Raw genomic sequence first — 24,778 nt, forward strand, 5'->3', positions numbered from 1 at the left:
TCATCAGAGCTGCGCCCCGCCGGTCAGCCGGCTGCGCAGTGCATTGGAAATGGTGTCGAAGATGAACACGGTGCCGATGATCAGGATCACCATGTAGAAAATGTTGGGCCAGTTTGTGTGGGTGCGCATCGCCTCCCACAATTTGAGGCCGATACCGCCAGCCCCCATGGCACCGATGATGGTGGCCGAGCGGGTGTTGGATTCCCAGAAGTAGAGCGTCTGACTGACGAAGACCGGCAGCACCTGCGGCAGGACGCCGAAGCGCTGCACGGCGATCGGCGTGGCACCCACCGACGTCAGCCCATCGCGTGGCTTGCCGTCGATGTTCTCCAGCGCTTCCGAGAACAGTTTGCCGAGCGAGCCGGTGTCGGTGAAGAAGATGGCCGCCATGCCGGAGATCGGACCGGGGCCGAAAGCGCGGGTGAAAAACAAGGCCCAGATCAGCATATCGACGGATCGCTGGAAGTCGAAGAAGCGCTTCGCCGTCTGGTTGGCCAGCCAACTGGGCGTGATATTGCGAGCGGCGATGAAACTGAGCGGAAACGCTACGATCGCTGCGAACAGCGTGCCGATGAAGGCCATGACGACGGTTTCAAGCAGCTTGGTCCACACATCGAGATGCTGCCAAGACGGATTGTGCAGGAAATCGTCGATCGCGACAGCGAAGTTGCTGCGGGTGGGATCGAGACGATCGCCAGAGATGAGCAGATGCAGAACCTCGCTCGATGATTTGCCGAAGAAAGCCGAATTGGTATCGAAAATGAAGTTGGCCCAACCGGGAAAGCGCCGATGAATGACCACCGAGCCGCCATCGATCTGCGCCCAGCCGGCAAGACCGAAGGCGACGATGATGCGATCCCCTGCCCGCTTTTGCTCCGCCCAAGCCGGCAACGGCCCGGCCGGCCGTACGTTGTCACCCGTGCCGAGCGGCACGACCAGCATCTCGCCCTTCCTCTCAACGACGATCCGGTCGGGGGTGGCAACGAGGCGGGCATCGGCCGAGAAGCGTACTTCGGCGCGCTTTACCACCTCTTCAACACGGACAGTAGGTTCCGTGGCGGGAGCAACCGGTGCAGTCCCCGGCGCCATGAAACTGCCGCCGGGCATGAAGCCGCCCGTCGTCGCGCCAGCCGGCGTCGGCGCGGCAATGCGACGCTCCATCGTGGTGTGCTCGACGGTCATCCAGTCCGGTTTCGGGTTGGGGCCGATCGGGTCGAAGCGCGGAAAGGTCACGGCCATGGCACCATCTCGGTCGATCGAGATGGTTGGCCGATATTCGTAGGTCACCCATTGAATGAGGTAGGAGCCGGCAATCTGCCAGTTGGTGTTGGCGAGCACTTGGCCGATGCCGAACACCCACCAGCAGAACAGGAGATAAACCGCAGTGGCGGCGGCCAGCGCCGGCATGCGCCATACCGTCCAAAAGCGCGGTTGAACCACATGGGGATGGCGAGCGGCGATGGAGACATATTGGTCGGCAGTGAGGGTCAGCATTGGTGGGCCTCCTCAGGTCGCCGGCAGGAAGGCATCGCGGCCGACCAAGCCTCGACGCAGCCAGGCGGAGAACTGGTCGACAGCGACGATGGTGCCAAACAGCAGGATGACGATGGCGATGGTCTTGGCGCCGTGGTTCTGACTGATCGACAGGCGCAGAAGCTCACCGATGCCACCACCGCCGACGGCGCCGATAATGGTCGAGGCACGCACGTTGATCTCAAGGCGGAGAAGGAAGTAGCTGGCAAAATTGGGAAGCACCTGCGGCAGCATGGCGAAGCGGACACGCTCGATCCAGTTCCCGCCGACGGCTCTAAGGCCCTCGTCGGGCTTCATGTCGGCGTTTTCCACCACCTCGAAGAACAGCTTGCCGAGCGCGCCTATGCTGTGGATCGATACCGCCGCGATGGCTGGTATCGGCCCGACCGTCAAAAAGGACAGGAAGAAGCCGGCGACCACCACGTCGGGAAAGGCGCGCAGGATTTCCATGAACCGACGGGCTGGCCAGCGGACCAGCCGGTTCGACATCATGTTGCTGGCAGCGCAAAATGACAGCACGCTACCGAAGAGGGTTCCGATCACCGTCGACAGCAGCGCGATGTTGAGCGTGATTGCCATCTGGTCGATGTATTCGGGAATGTAGAAGGCCGACGTGAGATAGGTCCGCCCTTCCGGATAGTTGTACTTGAGGCTACCATCGTCATAGGGCGATGGCAGGTCGAACATGGCGCGCCCCACTTCAAGCCAGTCGCGCGGCACCAGGTCGCCGGTGAAATCCAGAAAATGCGGCAACCGGTCGAAAAACTTGCCAGCGTTGGCCTCGTTGGCGAACCACAGCGACAGCGCGACCGTGACGATCAGCCCGCCAATGCCGAGGACGGAGTAAAGTCGCCGCATACGCGCCTGGGCCTGCCAGTGGCGTTCCATGAGTGTGGCGCGGTCGGAAAGTCTCATCGGCATGGCTGATCCGGTTTGGGATAGGGCCGGCCGGAGGATTCCGGCCGGTCCGGAACGAACAGCGATCAGCCGCCGATGGCCGCCTTGCGGGCGGCGACGATGGTCTTATAGAAGTCCGGCGTCACGTCGGTGAAAGCCTTGAAGTCGCCGCCCTCGATGGCCGAGAAGCAGGCCGCGTCGGTCTTCGGCAGATCCTTCATGAAGGCGACGAACTTGGTCTTGATTTCGTTCGGCAGCGCATTGCGAACGACGATCGGACCGTTGGGAATGAGGGGCGACTTCCACAGCTCGACAATGTCATCCATGTTGAGCATGCCCTTCTCGACCATCTTGCGCAGATTGCCGGAGGTGTAGCCGTCCTTGAATTCGCCGACGCCCGAGCCAAAGGTGGTGCCGGCGTCGAAGGTGCCCTTCAACACTTCGAGCACGAGGTTTTCGTGGCCGCCGCCGAAGCCGGTCGAGGCAAAGTAGTCCTTGATCGGCGCGCCGATGGCGTCGGGCAAGGTGACCGTCGGCACCAGATAACCCGAGGTGGAATCCGGATCGGCAAAGCCGAGCTTCTTGCCTTTGAGGTCCTTGAGCGTCTTGATGCCACTGTCCTTGCGGGCGACCATGATCGAGTAGTAGCCGGTCGATCCGTCGGTCTGGACCGTGGTCAGCACCGGCGCGACGACATCCGGATTGGCCAGGGCGATCTTGGCATAGCCGGAGGCGCCGAGTTCGGCCTCGTCGAGCGTGCCGCCGAGCAAGCCCTGAATGACGCCGTCGTAATCGGCGGCCGGGAACAGCGACACCTTTTCGACGCCAAGGACGGCCGGCAGCTTATCCTGCAGACACTTGAAGTTGCGCAGGCGATCCGCCTCGTTCTCGCCGCCCAGAATGCCGATGCGGAAATCCTTGATCTCCTCGGCAGCGGCGGCGCCGGCGAGCGCGACGAGGGCGGTTGCGGCAAACAGAATCTTCTTCAACATCCGTCTCACTCCTGGTTCCGCCGGCCCCGCCGGTCGGAGGTCGTACTGCGCCAATAGCGCGGGCAGACGAGCGCGCAGGATCGCTCCGCGAAACCGGTAGTCGGTCTCACGCGCTCGAAGCTTGGTTCTCGGAACTGGCTGGCCTCAGGGCGTTTCCGACGACCTCTGGTTCGCAGAAAACACTCTAGCTCTTTGTTTCATCGCAATTTCGGACGCGAACAGGTTCCCACTTTTGCTGAAATTGCCCTAGATGGCGGCAGCGGCTTGCATGGTGAGGCCGGCCATCGCCTCCGGCGTCGGCACCCAATGCGGAACGAGCGAGGTTGACGTCATCCGCTCGTCGAAGTCATCCTCGGCGCCATAGATGCGGCGGACCGTTTCCGCCGTCAGGTCGGACGGCGGACCGTCGAACACTACCCTCCCCTCGGCCATACCGATGACGCGCTGGCAATAGGTACGCGCCGTATCGAGGGTATGGAGGTTGGTAATCACGGTGATGCCGTCACGGCGGTTGATATCGGCGAGCGCATCCATCACCACCTTGGCGTTGAGAGGATCCAGCGAGGCGATCGGTTCGTCGGCAAGGATGACGCGCGGCTCCTGCATCAGAGCGCGAGCGATGGCGACGCGCTGCTGCTGACCGCCGCTGAGCGTGCCCGCGGGTTGCAGCGCCGTCTGCTCGATACCAAGCCTCTCCAGCGCCGCGATGGCCATGATGCGCTCGTCGCGGCTGAAAAGGTTCATGATGGAAAGCGCTGTCGAACGGTGATTGAGACGGCCGAGCAGCACGTTGGTCAGCACGTCGAGGCGCGGCACCAGATTGAACTGCTGGAAGATCATGGCACAGTCGCGCCGCCACCGGCGCAACGCTTCGCCCTTCAGCGAAGCGATCTCGATATCGCCGTAGCGGATCGACCCGGACGTCGGATCGGCGAGCCGATTGATCATCCGGAGCAACGTCGACTTGCCGGCGCCGGAACGACCGATGACACCGACCATCTGTCCTTCGGGGATCGAAACGCTGACCTCATCGACGGCGACCTTGGTCCCGAAGTGACGCGATAGATTGCGAATTTCGAACATTTCTCCGGACGCCCTGCCTGGTTATATTTTGTATGGACTTAAGGTTACGCTTGGCGGATGTCACTTTCGTGTACAACCGAATATTAAACCGTCTAATGTTTGTATTTTTCCAAGAAAGACTCGACGTCGAGTTCACGAAAATCTTCGAGCGCAGCCCGAAGTTGTTCATGCTTCCAATCCCACCAGGCAAGCGCCTCCAGCCGACCGGCGATATCTTCTGAAAAGCGCCGTTTGAGGGGGCGTGCCGGTACGCCGGTCACGATGGTGTAGGCAGGCACATCCCGGCTCACCACCGCACCGGCGCCAACGACTGCACCGTTGCCAATGGAAATGCCCGGTAAAACGGTAGCGCCATGACCGATCCAGACATCGTGGCCGATGTGGACGCGGTTGTCGCGCCGCCAGGCGAAGAAGTCCTGCTCGTGCTGGGCGTCATCCCAATAGTCGCCGGCCCGATAGGTGAAGTGGTGGAGGCTCGCCCGCTGCATCGGATGTCGCGTCGCATTGATGCGAACGGCCGCCGCGATATTGGCGAACTTGCCGATCGTGGCGCACCAGACCATGCCGTCGCGTTCGATATAGGAATAGTCGCCAAGTTCCAGTTCGCTGATGCGGCAGCCCTCGGCGATCTCAGTGTAGCGCCCAAGCTGGCTCGCCTCGACACCGGCGGTCGGATGGATGAGCGGTGTTTCCGACAGGCGAGTCATTGGCGAGCCTTTCGCTCCGAGTAGCGAGACACATCAACGATGCGGCTCGCCACGCGGTCGCGTACATCCTCGTCGTGGAAGATGCCGACCAGTGTCGTACCGGCCGCCTTCTTTTCCTCGATCATGTCGACGACGACGGCGCGGTTGGCAGCATCGAGCGAGGCGGTCGGTTCGTCGAGCAGCAGGATGGGATGGTCGGAAATGAAGCCGCGGGCGATGTTGACCCGCTGTTGTTCGCCGCCTGAAAAGGTGGCCGGCGGCAAGCTCCAGAGTTCGCTCGGCAGGTTGAGCCGGGCCAGCGCCGCCTCGGCACGCTCCAGCGCCTCGGCTTTGTCTGTGCCGCGGGCAATCAGTGGATCGGCCACCACCTCCAGAGCCGGGACACGCGGAATGGCTCGCAGGAACTGACTGACGTAACCGAGAGTGAGGCGACGCACGTCGAGAACCTCGCGCGGCAACGCTTTTGCAAGGTCCACCGGCCGGCCGGCATGGGCGACCAGGATCTCGCCGGCGTCGACACCGTAGTTACCGTAAAGCATTTTAAGAATAGAACTTTTGCCAACGCCCGATGGGCCGCCGAGCACCAGGCATTCGCCGGTGCCGACCTCGAAGGAGACATTGGAAAACACCGGCAAGCGGAGGCCGCCGCGCAGATGCATGACGAATGTCTTGGCGATGTCGCGCACGCGAAGCGGCAGCATGGCGGTCTCCGATCAGGCTTGCGGAATGGAGGAAACGAGAAGCTGGGTGTAAGGCTCGCGCGGATCATCGAGGACACGATCGGTCAGTCCTTCCTCGATGACGCGGCCATCCTTCATCACCATCATCCGGTGGCTGAGCAGACGGGCGACGGCGAGATCATGCGTCACGATGATCACCGACAGGCCGAGGTCGCGGACAAGGCTGCGCATCAAATCGAGAAGACGCGCCTGCACAGACACGTCGAGGCCGCCAGTTGGTTCGTCCATGAAGACGAGACGCGGCGCGGTGACGAGATTGCGGGCGATCTGCAAGCGCTGACGCATGCCGCCGGAGAAGGCGCGCGGGCCGTCATCGATACGATCGGCCGCGATTTCGACGCGGGAAAGCCAGTCAAGCGCCGTGTCGCGGATGCGTCCGTAGTGCCGGTCGCCGATGGCCATCAGCCGCTCGCCGACATTGGCGCCGGCCGAAACGCCCATCCTGAGGCCATCGGCTGGGTTCTGATGCACGAACCCCCAGTCGGTGCGCATCAGGAAACGACGCTCGGCTTCCATCATGGTCGTCAGGTCACGCCGGCTGCCGTCCCGCATGGCGTAGACGACCGAGCCGCTGTCGGCGGTCAGCCGCGTCGACAGACAGTTGAGCAGCGTGGTCTTGCCCGAACCGCTCTCGCCAACCACGGCCAGCACTTCGCCCGGCCAGAGGTCGAAGGAAATGTCAGTGCAGCCAAGGCGGGCACCGTAGTGCTTGGCAAGATCGCGCACCTCGAGAATGGGGGCTTCGGTCATGATTGGGCTCCCGTCTCATCGCGGCGGCTCTCGCAGTTATCTGTGTCGGAACAGACGAACATCCGCCCGCCGCGATCGTCGAGCACCACCTCGTCGAGATAGACATTGCGGGCGCCGCAGAGGGCGCAGGGTTCGCTGAAGGTCTGCACCTCGAAGGGATGGTCTTCGAAGTCGAGGCTTTTCACGTCCGTGTAAGGCGGCACGGCGTAGATGCGCTTCTCGCGACCGGCGCCGAACAGCTGCAATGCCGGGCTCATCGTCATCTTCGGATTATCGAACTTCGGGATGGGCGACGGGTCCATCACATAGCGGCCGGCAATTTTCACCGGATAGGCATAGGCCGTAGCGATCCGTCCGTGATGGGCGATGTCTTCGTAAAGCTTGACGTGCATGAGGCCATAGTCCTCGAGGCCGTGCATCACCCGCGTCTCGGTTTCGCGCGGTTCGAGGAAACGCAACGGCTCGGGGATCGGCACCTGATAGACGAGGATCTGACCTTCCTTGAGTGGATGCTCGGGAATGCGATGACGCGTCTGAATGACGGTCGCCTCGGCCGTGTGCGTCGTGGTAGCAACGCCCGCCACTTTCCGGAAGAAGGCGCGGATCGATACGGCGTTCGTCGTGTCGTCGGTGCCTTGGTCGATCACTTTCAGCACATCTTTGGGGCCAATCACGGCGGCGGTAACCTGCACGCCGCCGGTTCCCCATCCATAGGGCATGGGCATTTCGCGAGCGGCGAATGGCACCTGGTAGCCGGGGATGGCAATCGCCTTCAAAATGGCGCGCCGGATCATTCGCTTCGTCTGCTCATCGAGATAGGCGAAGTTGTAGGTGACGGCGTTCATTGTGCAGCCTCCCCGATGGGCTCAACGCTCTCCGCCTCGGGCAAATCACCGCGCTCCTGCCATGCGGCGCGCAGCCGGCGAACGAGGCCGAGCTCAGCCTGGAAGTCGACATAGTGCGGCAGCTTCAGATGCTCGACGAAGCCGGTCGCCTCGACGTTGTCGCAATGGGAGATGACGAATTCCTCGTCCTGGGCCGGCGCGGTTATCTCCTCGCCGTATTCGGCGGCGCGAAGGGCCCGGTCGCACAGCGACATGGCCATCGCCTTGCGTTCGCTCTGGCCGAACACCAGGCCGTAACCGCGCGTGAACTGCGGTGGCCGCTCGGTCGATCCCTTGAACTGGTTGACCATCTGGCACTCGGTCACGCGCACGTCGCCGATTGCCACCGAAAATCCGAGTTCGGGAATTTCGATTTCCACCGTCGCAAGACCGATGCGGATCTCGCCCACGAAGGGATGACTGCGGCCGTAACCGCGCTGGGTGGAATAGGCGAGCGCCAGCAGGAAACCCTCGTCGCCACGGGCAAGCGACTGCAGACGCTCGGCGCGGGATAGCGGAAACTCCTGTGGCGTGCGCGTGATGTCGCCGGGTTCAGCACCGTTGTCGGCTTCCGTCTCGATGAGACTTTCGCCATCGAGAATGTCCGAGACGCGAGCGAGGTCCCCCAGGCCGCCGTCGCGATGAGCCGGATCGGGAATATCGGGATCGCCCAACAGCGTGGGATCCAGCAAGCGATGGGTATAGTCGAAGGTGGGGCCGAGAAGCTGGCCGCCCGGCAGATCCTTGTAAGTGGCGGAAATGCGCCGCTCGATGCGCATGGCGCGGCTATCGAGCGGCAAGCTCGTGCCGAAACGCGGTAGCGTCGTGCGATAGGCGCGCAGGATGAAGATCGCCTCGATCATATCGCCGCGCGCCTGCCGGATGGCGAGCGCCGCGAGGCCCGGATCATAGAGCGAGGCCTCGGCCATCACCCGGTCGACGGCGAGCGACAGCTGCTCGGTGATCTGGGCCTCGGTAATCGCCGGCAGGCCTCGATCACCACGGCGGCGATCGGCAAGGAGACGGTGGGCATTTTCGATGGCTGCCTCGCCACCTTTGACAGCGACATACATGGCTCAGCCTTCCCAATGGACGAAGGTGGTGGAGCGCGGCAGGGCAACGATGTCGCGGCCGGCTGTCAGCACTACATCGACACCGCGCGGAAACAGCGCGCTGTTGGCGGCGCGAAAAGCAACGAAGCTTTTGGGCAAACCGTCGACGGCAAGGTCGCCGGCACCGTCGATGCCGGGGCCGATAAGGCGGAAGCGCTCGCCCTCGCCAAAGCTTTGCACCTCGATGACCAGCGTTGCCGATCGGTCGGGGTAGTCCTGGGTGCCGAGCGACAGATCGTCCGGCACGGCGTCGCCCACCCCGATGAAAGCGAAGGCCGCTTGCTCCGGAGCCGCCGTCAAAGGAGCGCCTGTGTGAAAGGCGAGCCAAGCGCTATGCGCCGGCGAAGCGGCGGCGCACCAGACCGGCGTGTCGGCGTCGCAAAGCGTCAGCGCCAGCGCTGCCTGGGCTGGGCCGGCAAGACCGGGAGCCATTACGTCGGCAGTAACCTGGTGAATGCTGCCCGGCCGCGCCATGGCATCGAGCAGCCGGCGGAAAGATTCCTGCGCCTCGAAGACCGGCTGGCCGAACCCACCGTCCAGGGAGGCCTGCATGAACGAATTGTCGTGGAGCATCAGTCCTCTCCCCGCACCAGTGTGAAGAAATCGACGCGGGTCGACGCTGTCTCGGCCTCTTGCCGTTGCCCCTCGCGGACAAGGCGCGCTTCAACATCAGCACAAAGTCGGTCGACCACCCGGCGGCCTTCCTCTGTACCGGCGAGAGCATCAAAGATGGCGGCGCGACGGGCGCGGTTCTGATCGCTGCCGAGCAACTGACCGAAGCCGATATGACCGGATGCCAGCCGCACCGTGGACCGGCTCACCGTTGCCTCGCCGAGGTTGAAACGGGCACCGTCGCCGCCGATGCGACCGGTCAACATGACGAGCCCGGTTTCCGGACCACGCAAGTCGGTCACCTCCGGCAGAACGGCAAGGGCCGCCCAGGCAGCATCGAACTCGGCAGCGCTGGCGCGGGCAAGAAGCCCCATGCGCTGACGGCGACGTTCCGTCTCGGGATCAAGGGCAGCGGCAGCATCCATCGGCTCGCTCCGGTTCAGCCCACATAGCGCTCTGGCAGGGCGGGCTTGCGTCTTGCAAATTTGTCTATTAATCTAGACAACTACACAATAACGAGAGTCTTAGCCGAACTCCGTGACAGCGAGGTGACATGGCCCAACAGAAACCGGTCGAGCGGCATTCCGGCGTCTCTCTTTGGCGGCAGATCGCCGACCGTATTCGCGTGTCGATTGCCGACGGCGAGTTTCGGGAAACCGGCAGATTACCGCCGGCTTTCGATCTCGCCGAACGCTTCGGGGTCAACCGGCATACGGTGCGAGCCGCCCTCGCCTTTCTGGCGGAAGAGGGGCTGGTGGAAAGCATTCAGGGCCATGGCACGGTCATTGTCGGCGGTCGTCAGCTGACGCTGCCGATCTCGAAGCGCACGCGTTTCTCAGCTGGCCTGGGCGATCAGGCGTCGTCGGTCTCAACGCGCCTGCTGCGCTCAGGCGAGCTGCCCGCCTCTCTGGAAGTGGCGACCCTGCTGCAAATCGCACCCGAACAGCCTGTGACCGAAGTGGAGGAAGTCGGCTACGTCGATGGCCGCCCCGTTTCCTGTTCGCAGCATTTCTTTCCAGTCGAGCGCTTTCCTGACATCGCCCGGCATATCGCCGCCACCGGCTCGATCACTCGCGCCTTCGCCGCCTGCGGCCTGCCCGACTATCTTCGGCACAGCACGGAAGTATCGGCCCGTCACGCCGACGCCCGCGAGCGCGAACTGATGCAGTTATCGCCCGGCGCCATCGTGCTCGAGGCACGCGCCATCAATACCGATCTCGAAGGCCGGCCGGTTCAATGCTCGCGGACCCGCTTCTCGGCCGATCGCATCAGCCTCAAGATGACCGCTTGACAGCAGGCGTTATCAGACTTGAACGGCCGGAATGATGACCGATGGCCGGACGATCTCATCCTGGGCGGCGATCAGTATGATCTCCCGGCTACCCGCCTCAACGGTTCGGTTGAGGAGCCCGAACACCGAGGAAACCGAACGCGACAGCGCTTCCGGCACCGAGTGCGTCGTCAGCCAATGGACGTAGAACAGCGCCGCTATGGCATCGCCTGCCCCGTTGATCGACAGCGGCAGCCGTCGAGATCGGGCACGCCAGAGTGAATGACCATCGGATGCGACGATATCGAGCGCATCATCCGGCGTACCGTCGACAATGAGCGACGTGACGAGAACGACCTTGGGGCCAAGCGCGTGCAGACCGGCAATCGACGCCCTCACCTCTCCCATGGAAGTCGAAGGATGGCCAACCAGAAAGTCGAGTTCGAAATGGTTGGGGGTGACGAGATCGGCGGCCGGCACCGCCTGGTCGCGGAAGAACTCCGGTACGCCAGGTCGCACGAAAATGCCGCGTCCGACATCACCAATCACCGGATCGCACGCATAAGCCGCCTTGGGATTAGCGTCTCGAACCCTCTGCACAGCCTTGAGGATCGAATCCCCAATGGCTGGTGCCCCGACATAGCCGGACAAAACGCCATCGCAACTGCCGAGCACGCCGCGCTCGGAAATCCCCTCCACACAGTCGTCAATCAACGAACTGTCAAACACCTGCCCCTTCCACGACCCGTAGCCGGTGTGGTTGGAGAACTGCACGGTATGGATCGGCCAAACTTCGTGCCCGAGGCGCTGCATGGCAAAGGTGGCCGAGGCATTGCCAACGTGGCCGTAGGCGACATGGGACTGGATGGATAGAATGTTCATGGATGGCATTCGAGAATGAGGGGCGACGATACGGTTCCGGACTGTCGAACAACAGCCGAGATTCCGCAAGCCGGCTGGACCGTTGCAAACTGCGCGGCCTATCTCACTTCAAGCGGCTGCTATGGCGGAGAACCAGGCCTGCCGCGCCGAGACAATTATCGTTGTCGAGAAACTTGCCGGTCCTGAAAACGGGATAGTGGGCCTCGTCGACATCGTCCCGCTTGACGAAGGAATGCTTCTCATAGCTGGAGCGCAACGGGGCGAGCAGCAGTTCGCCAGCACTCGCTAGGACGCCGGAAATAATGAACAGCGGCGGATTGATCATGGCGCCGACCATGCTGAGGCCACGGCCGGCTGCTTCGCCAGCGTCAGCAAGAAGACGACGGAATCCCGTCTCGCCCTGCACGGCCCGCGTCACAATCTCGTCCACCGGTATGGAACGGCCAAGCCAGTCGGCCGCCATTTTTGAGACGAAACCGGCCCCACAATACAGTTCGAGACATCCTCGATTGCCACACCGACAGAGCGGCCCATGTGGATCGATGACGATGTGCCCCATCTCGCCAGCCGACCCGGATGCGCCGACAAGCGCCCTGCCATCGACGACGACGGCCCCACTGACGGCCTGGTTCAGCTTCAACAGAACGAAGTCGCTGCAGCCGCTCGCGGCGCCCCACATCATCTCGGCCAGCGCGGCGCAATTGCTTTCGCTGTCGGCAAAAATGGGCTTTTGCAGCGCCGGCTCAAAGGCTTCCCGAAAATCGGTCCCCTGCCAGCCCGGCAAAGCGGAAGAGCGCATGACGCGTCCGTCGGGCGCCAGCGGCGCAGACACCGCGAAGCCGATACCGATCAGACTGGTATGGGCAAGGCTGTGCTCCTTGTAGAGCGTATCCACGGCGTGCTTGACGACGCGCGCCGCCTTGGTCGGCGAATATTCCCGCTCGACCGGCATCGCCAGATCGGCCACCACGTTATGCGCCACGTCGGCAACGATGACCCTGATTTCATCGACATCCAGCAGAGCGCCAACGCAGGTGCCCGCTTCCGGGTTGAGCGAATGGGCAATGGCCGGCCGCCCCGGGCCTGGGTTACGCGCCTCCATCTCGACCACAAGGTTCGATCGCTTCAGGTCGGCGAGGATGGTGGAAACGGTCGACCGGGCGAGACCGGTATTGCGGGCAATCTGCGACGTGCTCACCGCCCCATGGCCACTTAATGCTCTCACCACCTTTACGACCGGCGAGTCCAGCTCGCGGCCATAAAGCAGGCCTTCAAGCTCGCTAGTGATCATGTTGGCCAATTTCGTCTCCGACGAACTTAATAGATACTACCCGTCGACGTTTTAACGTCCTCTGCGACAAAACGGTAGTGTCGCGCCTTTCCGCCGTCAACGACATAATAGGGGCAATCGGCGCCCGAGAATCTAAACTATCGACAGAAACCGGCCAAATTCAATTATTTATGCCTGTTTTTCGTCGTAAATGCCCGAAGATTGACGGCCTAATTACGTCGAAAATGACATAATGATCCTTGACAGAGGGTAAAGGCAGCCATACTCCATGCTCAGTCGCGCTAGAAACGACTGGGAGGAAAATCATGACATTGACTTCTGCTGCCTCGCGCGCCGCGCTCGTCGGCGGTCTGCTATTGGCCGGGACCTGCCTGTCCGCGGCCGAGGATTTGACTCTTTGGACACTGAACTTCAGCTCTGAGGCGTCGAACGAAGCTTTCACCAAGATCACCTCAGGCTTCGAAGCGGCCAATCCTGGGGTTAAGATAACAGTCGTTACCCGTGGCACCGACGACCACAAGACCGCCATCCGCGTTGCCGCCGGCACCGACAAGGGGCCGGACATCTATTTCATGTGGGCGGGGCTTGGTCTCGGTGGCGAATACGTCAAAGCTGGCCTCAGCCTGCCACTCGACAAATATTACGCGGAATACAAGTGGGACGATGAGCTGGTTCCGGCCGCCGCCTCCTTCTCCCGCATCTATCCGGGCGGCCGTCATGGCGTGCCGTTCACCTTCAAGGGCGAAGCGCTCTATTATAACAAGGCCTTGTTCGAGAAAGCCGGCATTACCGGCACGCCCGCCAACTATGACGAACTGGTCGCAGATGCAGAGAAGCTGAAGGCGGCCGGCATCCCGGCCATCACTTTTGGCGGCACCGTCAATTGGCATGTCATGCGCCTGATGGACGTGATCCTCGAGTCAAAGTGCGGCGCCGACAAGCACGACGCTCTGATGAACATGAAGGTCGATTGGACCAAGGAAGCCTGCGCAACGGACTCCTTCGCCGAGCTCGACAAATGGGCGAAGAACTACATTCTGTCGCCGTTCATGGGCATCGATCAGGCGCAATCGTTCAACCTGTTCGTGGCCGGCCGTGCAGCGATGATGTTGGAAGGCGACTGGCTGGTGCAGCAACTCGCCGAGGCGACGGACCTCAATGGCTACGACCTGTTCCCATTCCCGACGGGAACCAACCGCCTCTACGGTTTCGCCGAATACCATTACATCAGCACCAAGAGCAAAAACCCCGATCTTGCTGCGAAGTTCCTCGACTACTTCAACTCGACGGAAGTTCAGCAAAGCGTGCTCGGCAAATTCAGTACCTCTTCCATCAACAAGCATGTCGTCTATGACAACCTGCGCCCGATGGACAAGAAGTGGCTCGACATCTTCAACACCTACGACAAGGTGTACATGAACGGCGACCAGGCTTTCCCGCTCGACGTCACGACGGAGTATTTCCGCGTCATCAATGAAGTAGCCAGCGGCAATATGATGCCTGCTGACGCCGCCACCGCCATGCAGACGTTCATCCATAATAAGGGCTGACGCTCTCCTCCACAGCCCAACGCGGTCGACCGACTTCCCCGGCCGACCGCATTTTCCTTATCGCGTCAAGGCAAGGAGGCTCCGCCTTCTCCCGCCCGCGACCAAGCCGCTTTTGAAACTACGGGGAGGAAAACCATGACCAAGTTTGCCACCGTAACCAGCGCAGCCATCGCCGCCGGTCTGCTTCTGGTAGCGACGAGCCTGTCGGCGGCCGAGAACATCACGTTTTGGACGCTGAACTTCAGTTCCGAGGCCGCGAACAAAGCCTTCACTGCAGTGGTCTCTGACTTCGAAGCCGCCAACCCCGGCGCCGAGGTGACAGTCGTCACCCGTGGCACCGACGATCACAAGACCGCCATCCGTGTCGCCGCCGGTACCGACAAGGGGCCGGACATCTATTTCATGTGGGCTGGTCTTGGGCTTGGCGGCGAATATGTCAAAGCCGGCCTCAGCCTGCCGCTCGACAAGTATTACGCGGACTACAAATGGGATGACGAGGTGGTGCCCGCCGCCGGCTCATTCTCGCGCATGTATCCGGGCGGTCGTCATGGAGTGCCTTCGTCCCTGTCCGGCGAAGCGCTCTATTATAACAAGAGCCTGTTCGCGAAGGCCGGCATCACCTCGACCCCTGCCAACTACGACGAGCTGGTGGCCGATGCGGAGAAGCTGAAGGCAGCCGGCATCCCGGCGATCGCTTTCGGCGGCACCGTCAACTGGCACGTCATGCGCCTGATGGACGTCATTCTGGAAGCCAAGTGTGGCGCCGAAAAGCATGACGCGCTGACGGCGATGACCGTGAAGTGGACCGATGAGGCTTGCGTCGTGCAGTCCTTTGGCGAACTTCAGAAGTGGGGCAAGAACTATATCCTGTCGCCGTTCATGGGCATCGACGATTCACAGGCATTCAACCTGTTCCTGGCCAATCGCGCGGCCATGATGCTGGAGGGCGACTGGCTGGTGCAGCAGCTCGCCGAAGCCGGCAAGATCGACGATATCGACCTGTTCCCGTTCCCGACACGCACCAATCGTCTCTATGGCTTTGCCAACTACTACTACGTGAGTTCGAAGAGCAAGAACCCCGATCTCGCGGCGAAATTCCTGGACTATCTTCTCTCCACGCCCGTTCAGCAGAAATTGCTCGGGGTCTCCGGCACGACATCCATCAACAAGAACGTCACTTACGGAGAATTGCGCCCGATGACAAAGAAGTGGCTCGACCTCTTCAATACCCACGACAAGGTCTTTCTGAACGGCGACCAGGCCTTCCCGCTCGACATCACCACCGAATATTTCCGGGTGATCAATGAGGTGGTGAGCGGCAACATGGCGCCTGCGGATGCGGCCGCCGCCATGCAGACCTTCATCACCAACAAGGGCTGATCTCCAGTCCCGAAATCCGAAGTGGCCGACCTATCGAAAGGCCGGCCACATTTTCCGTCGCCGCCAAAGGCAAGGAGGCGTTCCATGGCCGAACGCGCCATTCTGTCCAATACCCGTGTCCAGGCCGCATTGCTGCTGGGACCAGCTCTTGTCGTCTACGTCGTCTTCGCGGTCTTTCCGATGCTCGACGTGATCTGGCTGAGCTTCTTCAAGTGGAACGGTCTCGACCCCGTCAAGGCCTACGTCGGCACCGCCAATTATGTCGACGTATTCACCAAGGACCCGGTATTTTGGGTGGCCTTCCGGAACACGGTGATCTGGACGGCGCTGTCCGTTGCCATCCCGCCGATGATCGGCCTGGCACTGGCGCTCGGCCTCAATCAACCGATTTTCGGCCGCAATAGCCTGCGCGCGATCTATTACCTGCCGGTGATCATCGCTTCCATCGCCGTCGCCACCATGTGGCGTTGGATGTATGACCCCTTCTTCGGCCTGTTCGGTCAGATCCTGACCTCGCTTGGCTTGCAGGCTTGGGTGCCGGACTGGCTCGGTAACCGCGACATCGCCCTTTATTCAGCCTTTGGCGCCTATGTCTGGCAATCGGTCGGCTTTTCGATGGTGCTGTTCCTTGCCGGCTTGCAGGGCGTCAACAAGTCGCTCGTCGAAGCGGCGCGGATTGATGGCGCAGGCCGCTGGGCGGTGTTCCGTTACGTCACGCTGCCGGCCCTGCGGACCACTCTGACCATCGTTCTCGTATTGGCGATCATTTCCTCGTTGAAGGCCTTCGACATCGTCTACGGCCTCACCGGAGGCGGCCCCGCCCAGTCCACGCAGATGCTGGCGCTCTGGGCTTTCACCCAATCGATGCAGATCTTCGATTTCGGACGCGGTAGCGCCATCTCCGTCGTGCTGCTCGCCGTGACGCTTGCCGTCGTCATCCCCTACATGCGCTGGAGCCAGAAGCGCGAGGAGACAGCGGAATGACCGCTTCCGTCGAAACCGCCGCCGCGCAGGCCGGCAAACCGCCACGCGACTGGGTGCTGATCAGCCTATGGATCTCGCTGGTCGTCGTTGCTGCTGTCTGGATCGCGCCCTTCGTCTTCATCGTCTTCACATCGCTGAAGTCGACGGCGCAGGTGATGACATCGAGCGCCTTCGCGCCGCCGACCGATCCGCAATTCTCCAACTTCACCGCTGCCTGGGCGCGCGGCCGCTTCAGCACCACCGTCGTCAACTCGGTGATCATCACCGCCGTCAAGGTGCCGCTGGGTCTCTTCCTGTCGGCCATGGCCGCCTATGCGCTGGCCAAGATACCGATGCGTTTTGGCAAGCTGATCCTGGTGCTGATCCTGTTCGGAACCATGATCCCGTTCCAGGTGATGCTGGCACCGATCTTCACGCTGGTGAACGGCTTCGGTCTGATCGACACCTATCCAGGGGTCATTCTGCCCTACCTCGCCTTTGGCATCCCCTATCAGGTGTTCATCCTGTACGGCTTCTTCCGGAACATTCCGCACGAACTCAGCGAGGCGGCGCGCATCGATGGCGCCTCGCATTTCACCACCTTCCGGCGCGTGTTCCTACCGGTATCTTTGCCGGTGCTGGCGGCACTGTTCATTCTCGACTTCGTCGCCACCTGGAACGAGTTCGCCATGGCGCTGGTCCTGTTGCAGGACCGGGAAATGTGGACGCTGCCGCTCGGCCTGTCCGCCTTTCAGGGGCAGTTCTCACGCGATTACGGCCAGCTGAACGCCGCGATCGTCATGACCGTGCTGCCCGCCATCATCGTCTACCTGATCTTCCAGCGCTACTTCGTGTCCGGCCTGACGTCCGGCGCCGTCAAGGGCTGAAGCCTCAACCAGGATAATCACACTATGTCCAAGCAGAGCGTATCCAAGTGGGATCTCTTTGAGGCCAGCTTTACCGGCCCAGAAACCGGCAACCCTTATTTCGACGTCAGCTTCGAGGCGTTCTTCAAGCAAAACAGTCGCGTCGTCCGCGTGCCCGGTTTCTATGATGGCGCCGGTGTCTACAAGGTCCGCTTCATGCCCGACAATGAGGGTGAGTGGACTTACACGACGATTTCCAACGACGGCGGTCTCGATGGACAGACCGGGGCCTTCAGCGTCAAGGCGCCAGCTGCGGGAAGTCACGGCCCGGTCCACGTCGCCAATCAGTTCCACTTCGCCTACGCCGACGGCACGCCCTATCTGCCCTTTGGCACCACAAGCTATGCCTGGACGCACCAGCCGCTGGAATTGCAGGCTGAAACGCTGAAGACGCTGTCGGGCGCTCGCTTCAACAAGATCCGCATGGCCGTGTTCCCGAAGGACTATCCCTTCAACGTCAACGAGCCGCTGTTCGACATTTTCGAGCGGGATGAAGAGGGCGAACTTGATTTCGACCGACCGAACCCCGCCGCTTTCCGGCATCTTGAGACCCAGGTGGCCGCCCTCCGCGATCTGGGCATCGAAGCGGATATCATCATCTTCCACCCCTACGACCGCTGGGGTTACTGCGACATGTCGGCGGCGCAGGACTATCGCTTCGTCGCCTATCTGGCAGCGCGTCTCGCCGCCTACCGGAATGTCTGGTGGTCGCTGGCCAACGAATATGACTTCCTGCTCAATTCCAAGCCGATGGCGCAGTGGGACCGCTATTTCCAGATCATCGAGGAAAACGATCCCTACCGGCATCTCAAGTCGATCCACAACGGCGACGTCAAAGCTAACTACGATCATCGCAAGCCCTGGGTCAGCCACGTCTGCATCCAGAACTGGGACGTCAAACGCACTCAGGAATGGCGCGATGCCTATGGCAAGCCTGTAGTCAACGACGAGCCGGAATACGAGGGCAACATCATGCTCTCGTGGGGCAACATCTCGGCCGAGGAACTCGTGCATCGCTACTGGATCACGCTGCTGCGTGGCGGCTATGCCGGCCACGGCGAGACCTTCATGCACCCGCAGGACATCCTATGGTGGGCCAAGGGCGGCGTGCTGCGTGGCGAGGCGTGGAAGCGGATCGGCTTTCTGCGCGACCTCCTGGAACAGGACGTCAAGAAAGGCCTCACGCCGTTGGCGCCGTCCGACAACTGGCCTTGGAGCCGCGTTTCCGGCGCCGGCGATGGCGACGTGGTCTACATCTATCTCGGCGAACATCAACCGGTGATCTGGGCGCCTGGTCTGCCGACCGAACCGGGTGACTACGACGTAGACGTCATCGACACGTGGAACATGACGGTCAGCCCGGCCAAGCTCGTCGACGCGCCCGCCAACCATCCGACCCGTCATGGCGCGCAGACGCGGTCGCGACGTCCGGATGCCGTGTTCGCGGTCGAACTACCTGGCAAACCGCATCTCGCCATTCGCGTTCGTCGGCGCCGTTGAGGAGGACACAAGGTGGCCAGCGTTACGATCAGCAATGTTCGCAAGAACTACGGCGCCGTCCCCGTCATCCATGGCGTGGATATCGACATCCATCATGGCGAGTTCGTCGTGCTCGTCGGCCCGTCCGGCTGCGGCAAGTCGACGCTTCTGCGCATGATCGCCGGTCTGGAGAATATCTCCGACGGGACCATCGCCATTGACGACAAGGTGGTGAACCATCTGGAGCCCAAGGACAGGGACATCGCCATGGTGTTCCAGAACTACGCGCTCTACCCGCAAATGACCGTCGCCCAGAACATGAGCTTCGCACTGGAACTGGCCAAGGTCGACAAGGCGACGATCCGCCAGAAGGTCGATGCCGCCGCCGCCATTCTGGGCCTGGAACCGCTGCTGGACCGCAAGCCGGCCCAGCTTTCCGGCGGCCAGCGCCAGCGTGTCGCCATGGGTCGAGCCATCGTTCGCAACCCGAAGGTATTCCTGTTCGACGAACCGCTCAGCAACCTCGACGCCAAGTTGCGCGTTGCCATGCGCGCCGAAATCAAGAGCCTGCATCAAAGGCTCGGAACGACCATCGTCTACGTTACCCACGACCAGATCGAGGCCATGACCATGGCCGACAGGATCGTGGTGCTCAACGCCGGCCGCGTCGAACAAATCGGCACGCCGCTTGAGCTCTACGACCGACCGGTCAACCGCTTCGTTGCCGGCTTTATCGGCTCGCCGGCCATGAACTTCGTCGCCGGCACCCTCCAGGCCGGTCAGGCGGGGTTGAAGGTCGCCTCCGGCGCGGTCATCCCCATCGGTCCCTATCCGGCGGAATTCGCGGGGCGTCAGGTGGAGTTCGGCATTCGGCCGGAACATATCCAGGTAGCCGACGGGAATGGTCTTGAGGCCCGGGTCGAGGTCGTCGAACCGACGGGGTCGGAAACGCACGTGGTCATCGATATGGCCGGAGAAAAACTGGTCGCCCTGATCCGCCACCGCATCTCGATTACAGCCGGCGACGCGATGTCTGTCGTCTTTGAAGAAGGACAGGGACACCTTTTCGATGCCGACAGTGGTCAACGGCTGACCCATACCTCGGCAACGGCGGCGATGTAGAACATCGCTCCGCACATATGCATGAGCGCCGGAAACCTTGGTTTCCGGCGCTCAAAACGAAAGGCTTCAGCTCCGGGCCGAAGCAATAGCGTCAGTGAAGCTCGCCGATCAGCGCCTCAGCATTCGGGGCCATGATGGACGTGTCGAGACCAGCCTTTTCCATTTCGTCGATCACGGCGGCCAGCGCGAGGTCGAGGCAATAGGAGGTGAACTCGGCGTTCAGCGTCTTGGACGTCTGACGCGCATAAATGATCAATCGCGCGAGGGCGGCGAACTCTTCCGAATCGGCCACCACGGCCTTGTCGATGGTTCTATCCAGCATCTCAATTCCCTTCCTAGCCTACGAAGCACAAGTAACTGAGAGGGGACATAACCAACTCGGCCGTGACAGCGGCGTTACAAACCCGATACAGGAGACTACCGCTAGGTAGCAAGCGCTCGAAAGTAGGACGTATGCGAGAACTCCCAGTCCGGGCGTTCCCTCGGTCGAGAGCCACTTTCCATGTCCACCACCTTTAGAAGCGCAACCGCATCGAGCATTTTCTGATCAACGTGGCATGTCCACACCATCTCGCCGATCTGCGAGCGTTCTTCGGGGGATAGCGCCGCTGCTTCAATTATCTTCCGCCAGGTTCGCTCCTTGTAGAAGATCGACGCGGCCGTTTCGACAAGTACCTGAAGTTGTTTCTCGGTTATGACGTCCGTTTCGCGCAGACGGTCGAGAGTGGCCCTCACGTTAACCAAGGGCTCGGATAATGGAGCATAGCCAAGTTCTTGCGGCGCGTGCAGAAGCGCCACTTCGGCATCGTCCTCCAGGCGGCCAGCAGCGTAGGCTTGATAAATCGCCCCAATACCGATCATGCCGAATGCGGCGCATTCCGCGGCTCGTAACGCGCCAATACTTGCAGCGCCAAACACCCGTACACCGCTCGACAGGGCGTGAAGGATCTCCTTGTGCCAGACCGCGGCCGTCGCTTCGAAGTAGCCGTCGATCAGGCCGATGACGTCTGCGCCCTGCTCTACCGCCGCGAAAACGTCCCCCTTCGCCGCAGGCGGACGCAATGTTAGGCCGGCTGGGGCTTGCGCCTCGGCTCCATAGAGCGATGGACCGACGAAGATCAGCTTCATCGAAACACCATGAGACGTGAGAGGGCCCTGGCGCCGAACCGTCGCTGCCGCCGGCCTTCGGGATGTTCGAGGCCGGGCACGATCATCTTCATCACCGAAAATCGATCTTCGCCGGGGTTCATTCGAACGGCGACGACCCGATCAATTCCGTGGTCTTGAAGCCTTTGGAGAACTCGCGCCAGCATCGCTTCCACGCTCTCCCCAGGTTCCGTCAAATCTGCGGAAATCATGGCCTGGGGCTGCAGGCGCAGCTTGCGCAAAAGAGGCTCGGAGACCCGGCTCGCATAGACGTCGTTTCCCACATCGTCGCGTGTCCCGGTAATCAGCGTCAAGCGCGACTGCACGGCTTCGGTGATGGCTCTGAGCGCCGCACGGTATGCCAGTGGATGGGTGCCGCTTCCCATCGTCACGTCGATGTAGCGAAGGGACCGAAGCGCCAAGGCATCGGCTGGTGAGAGCAACGCCGAGACGGTTGGTATGCCGAGATCGCTGGTCATGTCGAAAAGCTGCAGCCTGAAGCCGGCTCGCTCAATTCGCCCGACCAGGGAAAGAACGACAGGATCGCCCAGATCCGCGCTTGAGATGCACGTCGCCGCCTGGCGCTCAATGCGCTCGAGCGACCACAGCGTATCGGCGTCACGCTCGATCCGTTCCAGCAATCCGTGGAAAGTCGCCTCCTTGTCGGTATTGCCGGAGGCTAGCCCGTCGGACGACTGCCAGAAATGCGAGGGACGAGTGAAATCGAGGAGAACCGCCTCGTAAGGAACCCAGACGGACCTATCGCTGACGAGGTCATGCCCTTCGACCCATTCCAGCCGCGAGGTGCGATCCAACGGCCGACGGCCAATAGCAATGAGATCGTCGAGAGGATCGCAAAGCTCCCCGCCGCCGGCAATATCCTCCGCCGATGCCGTCCGAACCAAAAGGCTTGGCCGTTCGGCACAGGCGCGCTCTAGCGCCTCCATCACGGCCGACGCTTTGGCATCCATATCAGTTAGGCCCTTACCCTGGAAAACCGCGAGGGTGCGGGCATTCGGGCGTATCGCATTCCATACCGGAATGCCGATAGCATCCAGTCCGGTCACTTTGGCAAGACGCGTGACCCCATACTTAGCGAGCGCCGGTGCGACGCGCGCCAAGGTATCTTCAGGACGGCACATGCGGTCCGAATAGGTGTGTTCGCTTGATACCACTTGTCCGGACCGAACGTGACTTTTTTAACTGCTGAAACGACCGGAATAGGCGCTCAGGTGGCCGTAGGAAGCCTCGCCCTTACCGGCGATCACTTCATCGCCGCTATCGAGCGCCACGGCGAGATCGACACCGGCGACCAGCTTCGCTCCCTTGTCGCGAGCCGTCTTCGAAAAATCGAACGGCTCTTTCGTACCTTCCGGCAGCGGGGACACCGTGCCGTTCTCGAAATCGACGAGCCAATATCCAGGTTCATCGGTCATACCCAGAACTGCCATCTTAGCCATTTTCTCTCTCCTCACTCACGGCTCTTCATTTGAAGCCCGCTTTCCGCATACCGTCTCGCAACATGTCCCGTTTCCACTTTTCACGGATCGGCACTTTCATCAGCCAATCATCGACGGTGAAATCGGGATAGATTGCAAGTGTCCGGCGCATTTCCCTTCTGGCGCTCCGTTGATCGCCAAGCATGGCATAGGCCGCCGCTGCCAGCCTCCCGGCATTGGCCTGATCGGCCATGCGGCCGATGCAAGCGATAGCCTCGCCATATTCCTCGAGGCAATAATTCGCCCCCGCTGCTGTCCACCAGTAAAGGTCGGGGCATAGCGGGTTGAGTTCGATCGCCCGCTTGATCTTGTCGAGGGCGAGGATCGGGTCGGCCGCATGCACAAGCGTATCCGCGTGATCGGCGATCAGATCGGCATGCGATGGAGCCCGGCTTTCCGCTTCGAGGAAGGCCTCCATGCTTTCGAAAAAATGTCCCTGATAAAGCTTTGCAACACCGAGCTGATGATACCCCCCGGCGTCGTCAGCGCCAATCCGGATCGCATCGCGGGCATGGGTTTCCGCCAAACGAAGCAACTCTTCATCACCTCGCGCCGTCAGCAGCCATTCAAGGTGCTCGGTTCGCGCCAGCCCGGCCATTGCCGAGGCGTAGTCCGAGACATCGTGAAGAGCGGCGCGGAAGAATTTTCTGGCCCGTCGGATACCAGGAAGATCGGCCACTGAGAGACTATGCTGACCAAGCAGAAAGTTCTGATAAGCGGTCGGGTTCGAGACTGTGCGGATTTTCGACAGCTCTTTTCTTACTATCGAGCCGGCTGTCTCCAACACGATCCGGGCGATGAGCTCGCTGTAGGTGTCCGGAAAATCATCAGGGTGGCCACGAAACCTTTCGGACCAAAGAACTTCGTCGCTAGCAACATGGACGAGCGTGGCATAGAGAGCTGTTTCATTGTTACGTTCATGAAGCCGCGTTTCCAAAACATAGGAAACATCGAACTGCTTCAAGCGATCGGCCTCATCAATGGCCATTCCGGCAATCCGCCGCGCAGTGTGGGGAGCGACAATCGCCATCGTCTTGATGCGACTGAGACCGATCGTAATGTCTTCGATCAAACCGGAAATGGGTGCCCAGCCATGTGGCTCTTCGGCGCGCTTCGGTGGCAGCAACAAGAGGCGCGGTAACTGAGGGCGAGCGGACAGGGCCGGCTCCGGAGTGCCGGATCCGGCCAACTCGGGCGTGAGTTCCTGACCGACACTAGTCACCCGCCCCTCGTCGTTGAAGAGCAGACGGGCAAAGCGAAGCATGTCTTCGGACGGCCGGGTATTGAGCTCTGACCAGAGCTGCTGCTTGTAACGATCGTAGATGAGGCGCGCTTGCGACAGCCTTCGCTCCTTGGCGTAGACCCGCATCAGGATCTGATGAGCAACGTCGCTATAGGGATCCAGCTCAATGAGCCGGGCGGCCGCGTCCTTGATCGACGCGCTGTTCGGGTGTGAAAGAAGAGCCGCGGCGTCGTCCAAGGCGGAGGCAAACTCGGCCAACCAGAAATCGCGCCTTTCCAGGAGCCAGAGCTGCCCCGTCTCTGACGACGAATCCATGTCGGCTAGAAACTGTCCCGACATGATCCTCAGAAACGCGTCTAAACGCGCAATGGCGTCCTCGGAACGGGCCGGCTGCAGGTCTTCGAAATCGAATCCGATGGTGTCCCGACACAGGGCAATGTCGGTTGACTCGATGTCGAGAAAACTGACCTCGAGCTCGCGCTGACGTTGCCTGATGCGCGACAGCAGCTGCCGCAGATTGCCAAGCGCCTTGGTGCCCCCGTCATCGCCTTCTCCCCACAGGAAAGAGGCTAGCTCGGTTCGCGAAACCCGTCCGGATGGACGAAATCCGAGAAAGGCGATGGCAAGAAGTCCCTTATCCGGAAACGCAGCGGCCTGACCGCCGGGTCCGATCAATCGCGTTTCGCCAAAGGTCTTCAGTCCGAAGGCCACGCCATC

25 protein-coding genes are annotated in these 24,778 nt (G+C 61.5%); 7 read left to right on the top strand and 18 right to left on the bottom strand.

What is annotated here, in order from left to right; translation table 11 throughout:
- Positions 1-3: 3 nt before the first annotated feature.
- The 11 genes from phnE (G522_RS0106850) to phnG form a co-directional block, all read right to left on the bottom strand.
- A complete protein-coding gene (phnE, locus tag G522_RS0106850; protein WP_026790396.1) occupies positions 4-1,494 on the bottom strand; it encodes a phosphonate ABC transporter, permease protein PhnE in 1,491 nt (496 codons plus the stop codon).
- Between the two features lie 12 nt (positions 1,495-1,506).
- Positions 1,507-2,454: a phosphonate ABC transporter, permease protein PhnE gene (gene phnE, locus G522_RS0106855; RefSeq protein WP_026790397.1), complete on the bottom strand. Its 948-nt coding sequence runs from the start codon at positions 2,452-2,454 to the stop codon at positions 1,507-1,509.
- Positions 2,455-2,516: 62 nt separating this feature from the next.
- Complete coding sequence (phnD, locus tag G522_RS0106860) at positions 2,517-3,422, bottom strand: phosphonate ABC transporter substrate-binding protein (protein WP_026790398.1); 906 nt, start codon at positions 3,420-3,422, stop codon at positions 2,517-2,519.
- A 246-nt stretch (positions 3,423-3,668) separates the two neighbouring features.
- Positions 3,669-4,505, bottom strand: a complete 837-nt coding sequence (gene phnC / locus G522_RS0106865) for a phosphonate ABC transporter ATP-binding protein (protein ID WP_026790399.1) — start codon at positions 4,503-4,505, stop codon at positions 3,669-3,671.
- A 92-nt stretch (positions 4,506-4,597) separates the two neighbouring features.
- Positions 4,598-5,212: a DapH/DapD/GlmU-related protein gene (locus tag G522_RS0106870; RefSeq protein WP_026790400.1), complete on the bottom strand. Its 615-nt coding sequence runs from the start codon at positions 5,210-5,212 to the stop codon at positions 4,598-4,600.
- Positions 5,209-5,913: a phosphonate C-P lyase system protein PhnL gene (gene phnL / locus G522_RS0106875; protein ID WP_026790401.1), complete on the bottom strand. Its 705-nt coding sequence runs from the start codon at positions 5,911-5,913 to the stop codon at positions 5,209-5,211. The genes G522_RS0106870 and phnL overlap by 4 nt, the downstream gene beginning before the upstream one ends.
- A gap of 12 nt (positions 5,914-5,925) precedes the next feature.
- The gene (gene phnK, locus G522_RS0106880) at positions 5,926-6,702 is read right to left on the bottom strand and encodes a phosphonate C-P lyase system protein PhnK (protein ID WP_026790402.1); all 777 of its coding nucleotides are present in this window, start codon (positions 6,700-6,702) and stop codon (positions 5,926-5,928) included.
- Positions 6,699-7,547, bottom strand: a complete 849-nt coding sequence (locus tag G522_RS0106885) for an alpha-D-ribose 1-methylphosphonate 5-phosphate C-P-lyase PhnJ (RefSeq protein WP_026790403.1) — start codon at positions 7,545-7,547, stop codon at positions 6,699-6,701. The genes phnK and G522_RS0106885 overlap by 4 nt, the downstream gene beginning before the upstream one ends.
- Positions 7,544-8,659: a carbon-phosphorus lyase complex subunit gene (locus tag G522_RS0106890; protein ID WP_026790404.1), complete on the bottom strand. Its 1,116-nt coding sequence runs from the start codon at positions 8,657-8,659 to the stop codon at positions 7,544-7,546. Before G522_RS0106890 ends, G522_RS0106885 begins: the two co-directional genes overlap by 4 nt.
- A 3-nt stretch (positions 8,660-8,662) precedes the next feature.
- The gene (gene phnH / locus G522_RS0106895) at positions 8,663-9,271 is read right to left on the bottom strand and encodes a phosphonate C-P lyase system protein PhnH (RefSeq protein ID WP_051228399.1); all 609 of its coding nucleotides are present in this window, start codon (positions 9,269-9,271) and stop codon (positions 8,663-8,665) included.
- On the bottom strand, positions 9,271-9,735 hold the full coding sequence (phnG, locus tag G522_RS0106900; RefSeq protein ID WP_026790406.1) for a phosphonate C-P lyase system protein PhnG: 465 nt from the start codon (positions 9,733-9,735) through the stop codon (positions 9,271-9,273). Before phnG ends, phnH begins: the two co-directional genes overlap by 1 nt.
- Positions 9,736-9,863: 128 nt before the next feature.
- On the opposite strand from phnG, the gene phnF reads away from it, so the two are divergent.
- Positions 9,864-10,601, top strand: a complete 738-nt coding sequence (phnF, locus tag G522_RS0106905; RefSeq protein WP_026790407.1) for a phosphonate metabolism transcriptional regulator PhnF — start codon at positions 9,864-9,866, stop codon at positions 10,599-10,601.
- Between the two features lie 12 nt (positions 10,602-10,613).
- Here phnF and pdxY read toward each other — a convergent pair whose 3' ends face one another.
- Both pdxY and G522_RS0106915 read right to left on the bottom strand, forming a co-directional pair.
- Positions 10,614-11,462 carry a pyridoxal kinase PdxY gene (gene pdxY / locus G522_RS0106910; RefSeq protein WP_026790408.1) on the bottom strand — a complete coding sequence of 283 codons (849 nt, stop codon included), beginning with the start codon at positions 11,460-11,462 and terminating at the stop codon, positions 10,614-10,616.
- Positions 11,463-11,565: 103 nt separating this feature from the next.
- Positions 11,566-12,753, bottom strand: coding sequence for an ROK family transcriptional regulator (locus tag G522_RS0106915; RefSeq protein WP_245586618.1), 1,188 nt, complete (start codon positions 12,751-12,753; stop codon positions 11,566-11,568).
- Positions 12,754-13,055: 302 nt separating this feature from the next.
- Here G522_RS0106915 and G522_RS0106920 point away from each other — a divergent pair, with 302 nt between their 5' ends.
- The 6 genes from G522_RS0106920 (at position 13,056) to G522_RS0106945 (ending at position 20,173) form a co-directional block, all read left to right on the top strand.
- Positions 13,056-14,303, top strand: coding sequence for an ABC transporter substrate-binding protein (locus G522_RS0106920; RefSeq protein WP_026790410.1), 1,248 nt, complete (start codon positions 13,056-13,058; stop codon positions 14,301-14,303).
- A 135-nt stretch (positions 14,304-14,438) separates the two neighbouring features.
- The gene (locus tag G522_RS0106925; RefSeq protein WP_026790411.1) at positions 14,439-15,683 is read left to right on the top strand and encodes an ABC transporter substrate-binding protein; all 1,245 of its coding nucleotides are present in this window, start codon (positions 14,439-14,441) and stop codon (positions 15,681-15,683) included.
- An 84-nt stretch (positions 15,684-15,767) separates the two neighbouring features.
- Complete coding sequence (locus G522_RS0106930; protein ID WP_026790412.1) at positions 15,768-16,667, top strand: carbohydrate ABC transporter permease; 900 nt, start codon at positions 15,768-15,770, stop codon at positions 16,665-16,667.
- Entirely contained in the window at positions 16,664-17,533 is an 870-nt protein-coding gene (locus G522_RS0106935; protein WP_026790413.1) for a carbohydrate ABC transporter permease, read from the top strand. The genes G522_RS0106930 and G522_RS0106935 overlap by 4 nt, the downstream gene beginning before the upstream one ends.
- A 24-nt stretch (positions 17,534-17,557) precedes the next feature.
- Positions 17,558-19,072, top strand: a complete 1,515-nt coding sequence (locus G522_RS0106940) for a DUF5060 domain-containing protein (RefSeq protein WP_026790414.1) — start codon at positions 17,558-17,560, stop codon at positions 19,070-19,072.
- Positions 19,073-19,084: 12 nt separating this feature from the next.
- The gene (locus tag G522_RS0106945) at positions 19,085-20,173 is read left to right on the top strand and encodes an ABC transporter ATP-binding protein (protein ID WP_026790415.1); all 1,089 of its coding nucleotides are present in this window, start codon (positions 19,085-19,087) and stop codon (positions 20,171-20,173) included.
- A gap of 91 nt (positions 20,174-20,264) precedes the next feature.
- Here the strand turns inward: G522_RS0106945 and G522_RS25940 are convergent, their stop codons facing one another.
- From G522_RS25940 to G522_RS0106970, 5 genes are all read right to left on the bottom strand, one after another.
- Entirely contained in the window at positions 20,265-20,495 is a 231-nt protein-coding gene (locus tag G522_RS25940) for a hypothetical protein (RefSeq protein ID WP_036838354.1), read from the bottom strand.
- Positions 20,496-20,596: 101 nt separating this feature from the next.
- The gene (locus tag G522_RS0106955; protein WP_026790416.1) at positions 20,597-21,301 is read right to left on the bottom strand and encodes a TfuA-like protein; all 705 of its coding nucleotides are present in this window, start codon (positions 21,299-21,301) and stop codon (positions 20,597-20,599) included.
- Positions 21,298-22,461 carry a YcaO-like family protein gene (locus G522_RS0106960; protein WP_051228400.1) on the bottom strand — a complete coding sequence of 388 codons (1,164 nt, stop codon included), beginning with the start codon at positions 22,459-22,461 and terminating at the stop codon, positions 21,298-21,300. The genes G522_RS0106955 and G522_RS0106960 overlap by 4 nt, the downstream gene beginning before the upstream one ends.
- Before the next feature lie 57 nt (positions 22,462-22,518).
- On the bottom strand, positions 22,519-22,779 hold the full coding sequence (locus tag G522_RS25945) for a hypothetical protein (protein WP_051228401.1): 261 nt from the start codon (positions 22,777-22,779) through the stop codon (positions 22,519-22,521).
- Positions 22,780-22,804: 25 nt separating this feature from the next.
- Positions 22,805-24,772 carry an AfsR/SARP family transcriptional regulator gene (locus G522_RS0106970; protein WP_026790418.1) on the bottom strand — a complete coding sequence of 656 codons (1,968 nt, stop codon included), beginning with the start codon at positions 24,770-24,772 and terminating at the stop codon, positions 22,805-22,807.
- Positions 24,773-24,778 lie beyond the last annotated feature (6 nt).

The sequence above is a fragment of the Pleomorphomonas oryzae DSM 16300 genome (genome assembly GCF_000422965.1).
Classification (GTDB): Bacteria; Pseudomonadota; Alphaproteobacteria; order Rhizobiales; family Pleomorphomonadaceae; genus Pleomorphomonas; species Pleomorphomonas oryzae.

Bases quoted from the DNA above. Each gene is read 5' to 3' on its own strand.
- phnE (WP_026790396.1), bottom strand. From the start codon at position 1,494: ATGCTGACCCTCACTGCCGACCAATATGTCTCCATCGCCGCTCGCCAT.
- phnE (WP_026790397.1), bottom strand. From the start codon at position 2,454: ATGCCGATGAGACTTTCCGACCGCGCCACACTCATGGAACGCCACTGG.
- phnD (WP_026790398.1), bottom strand. From the start codon at position 3,422: ATGTTGAAGAAGATTCTGTTTGCCGCAACCGCCCTCGTCGCGCTCGCC.
- phnC (WP_026790399.1), bottom strand. From the start codon at position 4,505: ATGTTCGAAATTCGCAATCTATCGCGTCACTTCGGGACCAAGGTCGCC.
- G522_RS0106870 (WP_026790400.1), bottom strand. From the start codon at position 5,212: ATGACTCGCCTGTCGGAAACACCGCTCATCCATCCGACCGCCGGTGTC.
- phnL (WP_026790401.1), bottom strand. From the start codon at position 5,913: ATGCTGCCGCTTCGCGTGCGCGACATCGCCAAGACATTCGTCATGCAT.
- phnK (WP_026790402.1), bottom strand. From the start codon at position 6,702: ATGACCGAAGCCCCCATTCTCGAGGTGCGCGATCTTGCCAAGCACTAC.
- G522_RS0106885 (WP_026790403.1), bottom strand. From the start codon at position 7,547: ATGAACGCCGTCACCTACAACTTCGCCTATCTCGATGAGCAGACGAAG.
- G522_RS0106890 (WP_026790404.1), bottom strand. From the start codon at position 8,659: ATGTATGTCGCTGTCAAAGGTGGCGAGGCAGCCATCGAAAATGCCCAC.
- phnH (WP_051228399.1), bottom strand. From the start codon at position 9,271: ATGCTCCACGACAATTCGTTCATGCAGGCCTCCCTGGACGGTGGGTTC.
- phnG (WP_026790406.1), bottom strand. From the start codon at position 9,735: ATGGATGCTGCCGCTGCCCTTGATCCCGAGACGGAACGTCGCCGTCAG.
- phnF (WP_026790407.1), top strand. From the start codon at position 9,864: ATGGCCCAACAGAAACCGGTCGAGCGGCATTCCGGCGTCTCTCTTTGG.
- pdxY (WP_026790408.1), bottom strand. From the start codon at position 11,462: ATGAACATTCTATCCATCCAGTCCCATGTCGCCTACGGCCACGTTGGC.
- G522_RS0106915 (WP_245586618.1), bottom strand. From the start codon at position 12,753: ATGATCACTAGCGAGCTTGAAGGCCTGCTTTATGGCCGCGAGCTGGAC.
- G522_RS0106925 (WP_026790411.1), top strand. From the start codon at position 14,439: ATGACCAAGTTTGCCACCGTAACCAGCGCAGCCATCGCCGCCGGTCTG.
- G522_RS0106930 (WP_026790412.1), top strand. From the start codon at position 15,768: ATGGCCGAACGCGCCATTCTGTCCAATACCCGTGTCCAGGCCGCATTG.
- G522_RS0106935 (WP_026790413.1), top strand. From the start codon at position 16,664: ATGACCGCTTCCGTCGAAACCGCCGCCGCGCAGGCCGGCAAACCGCCA.
- G522_RS0106940 (WP_026790414.1), top strand. From the start codon at position 17,558: ATGTCCAAGCAGAGCGTATCCAAGTGGGATCTCTTTGAGGCCAGCTTT.
- G522_RS25940 (WP_036838354.1), bottom strand. From the start codon at position 20,495: ATGCTGGATAGAACCATCGACAAGGCCGTGGTGGCCGATTCGGAAGAG.
- G522_RS0106955 (WP_026790416.1), bottom strand. From the start codon at position 21,301: ATGAAGCTGATCTTCGTCGGTCCATCGCTCTATGGAGCCGAGGCGCAA.
- G522_RS0106960 (WP_051228400.1), bottom strand. From the start codon at position 22,461: ATGTGCCGTCCTGAAGATACCTTGGCGCGCGTCGCACCGGCGCTCGCT.
- G522_RS25945 (WP_051228401.1), bottom strand. From the start codon at position 22,779: ATGGCTAAGATGGCAGTTCTGGGTATGACCGATGAACCTGGATATTGG.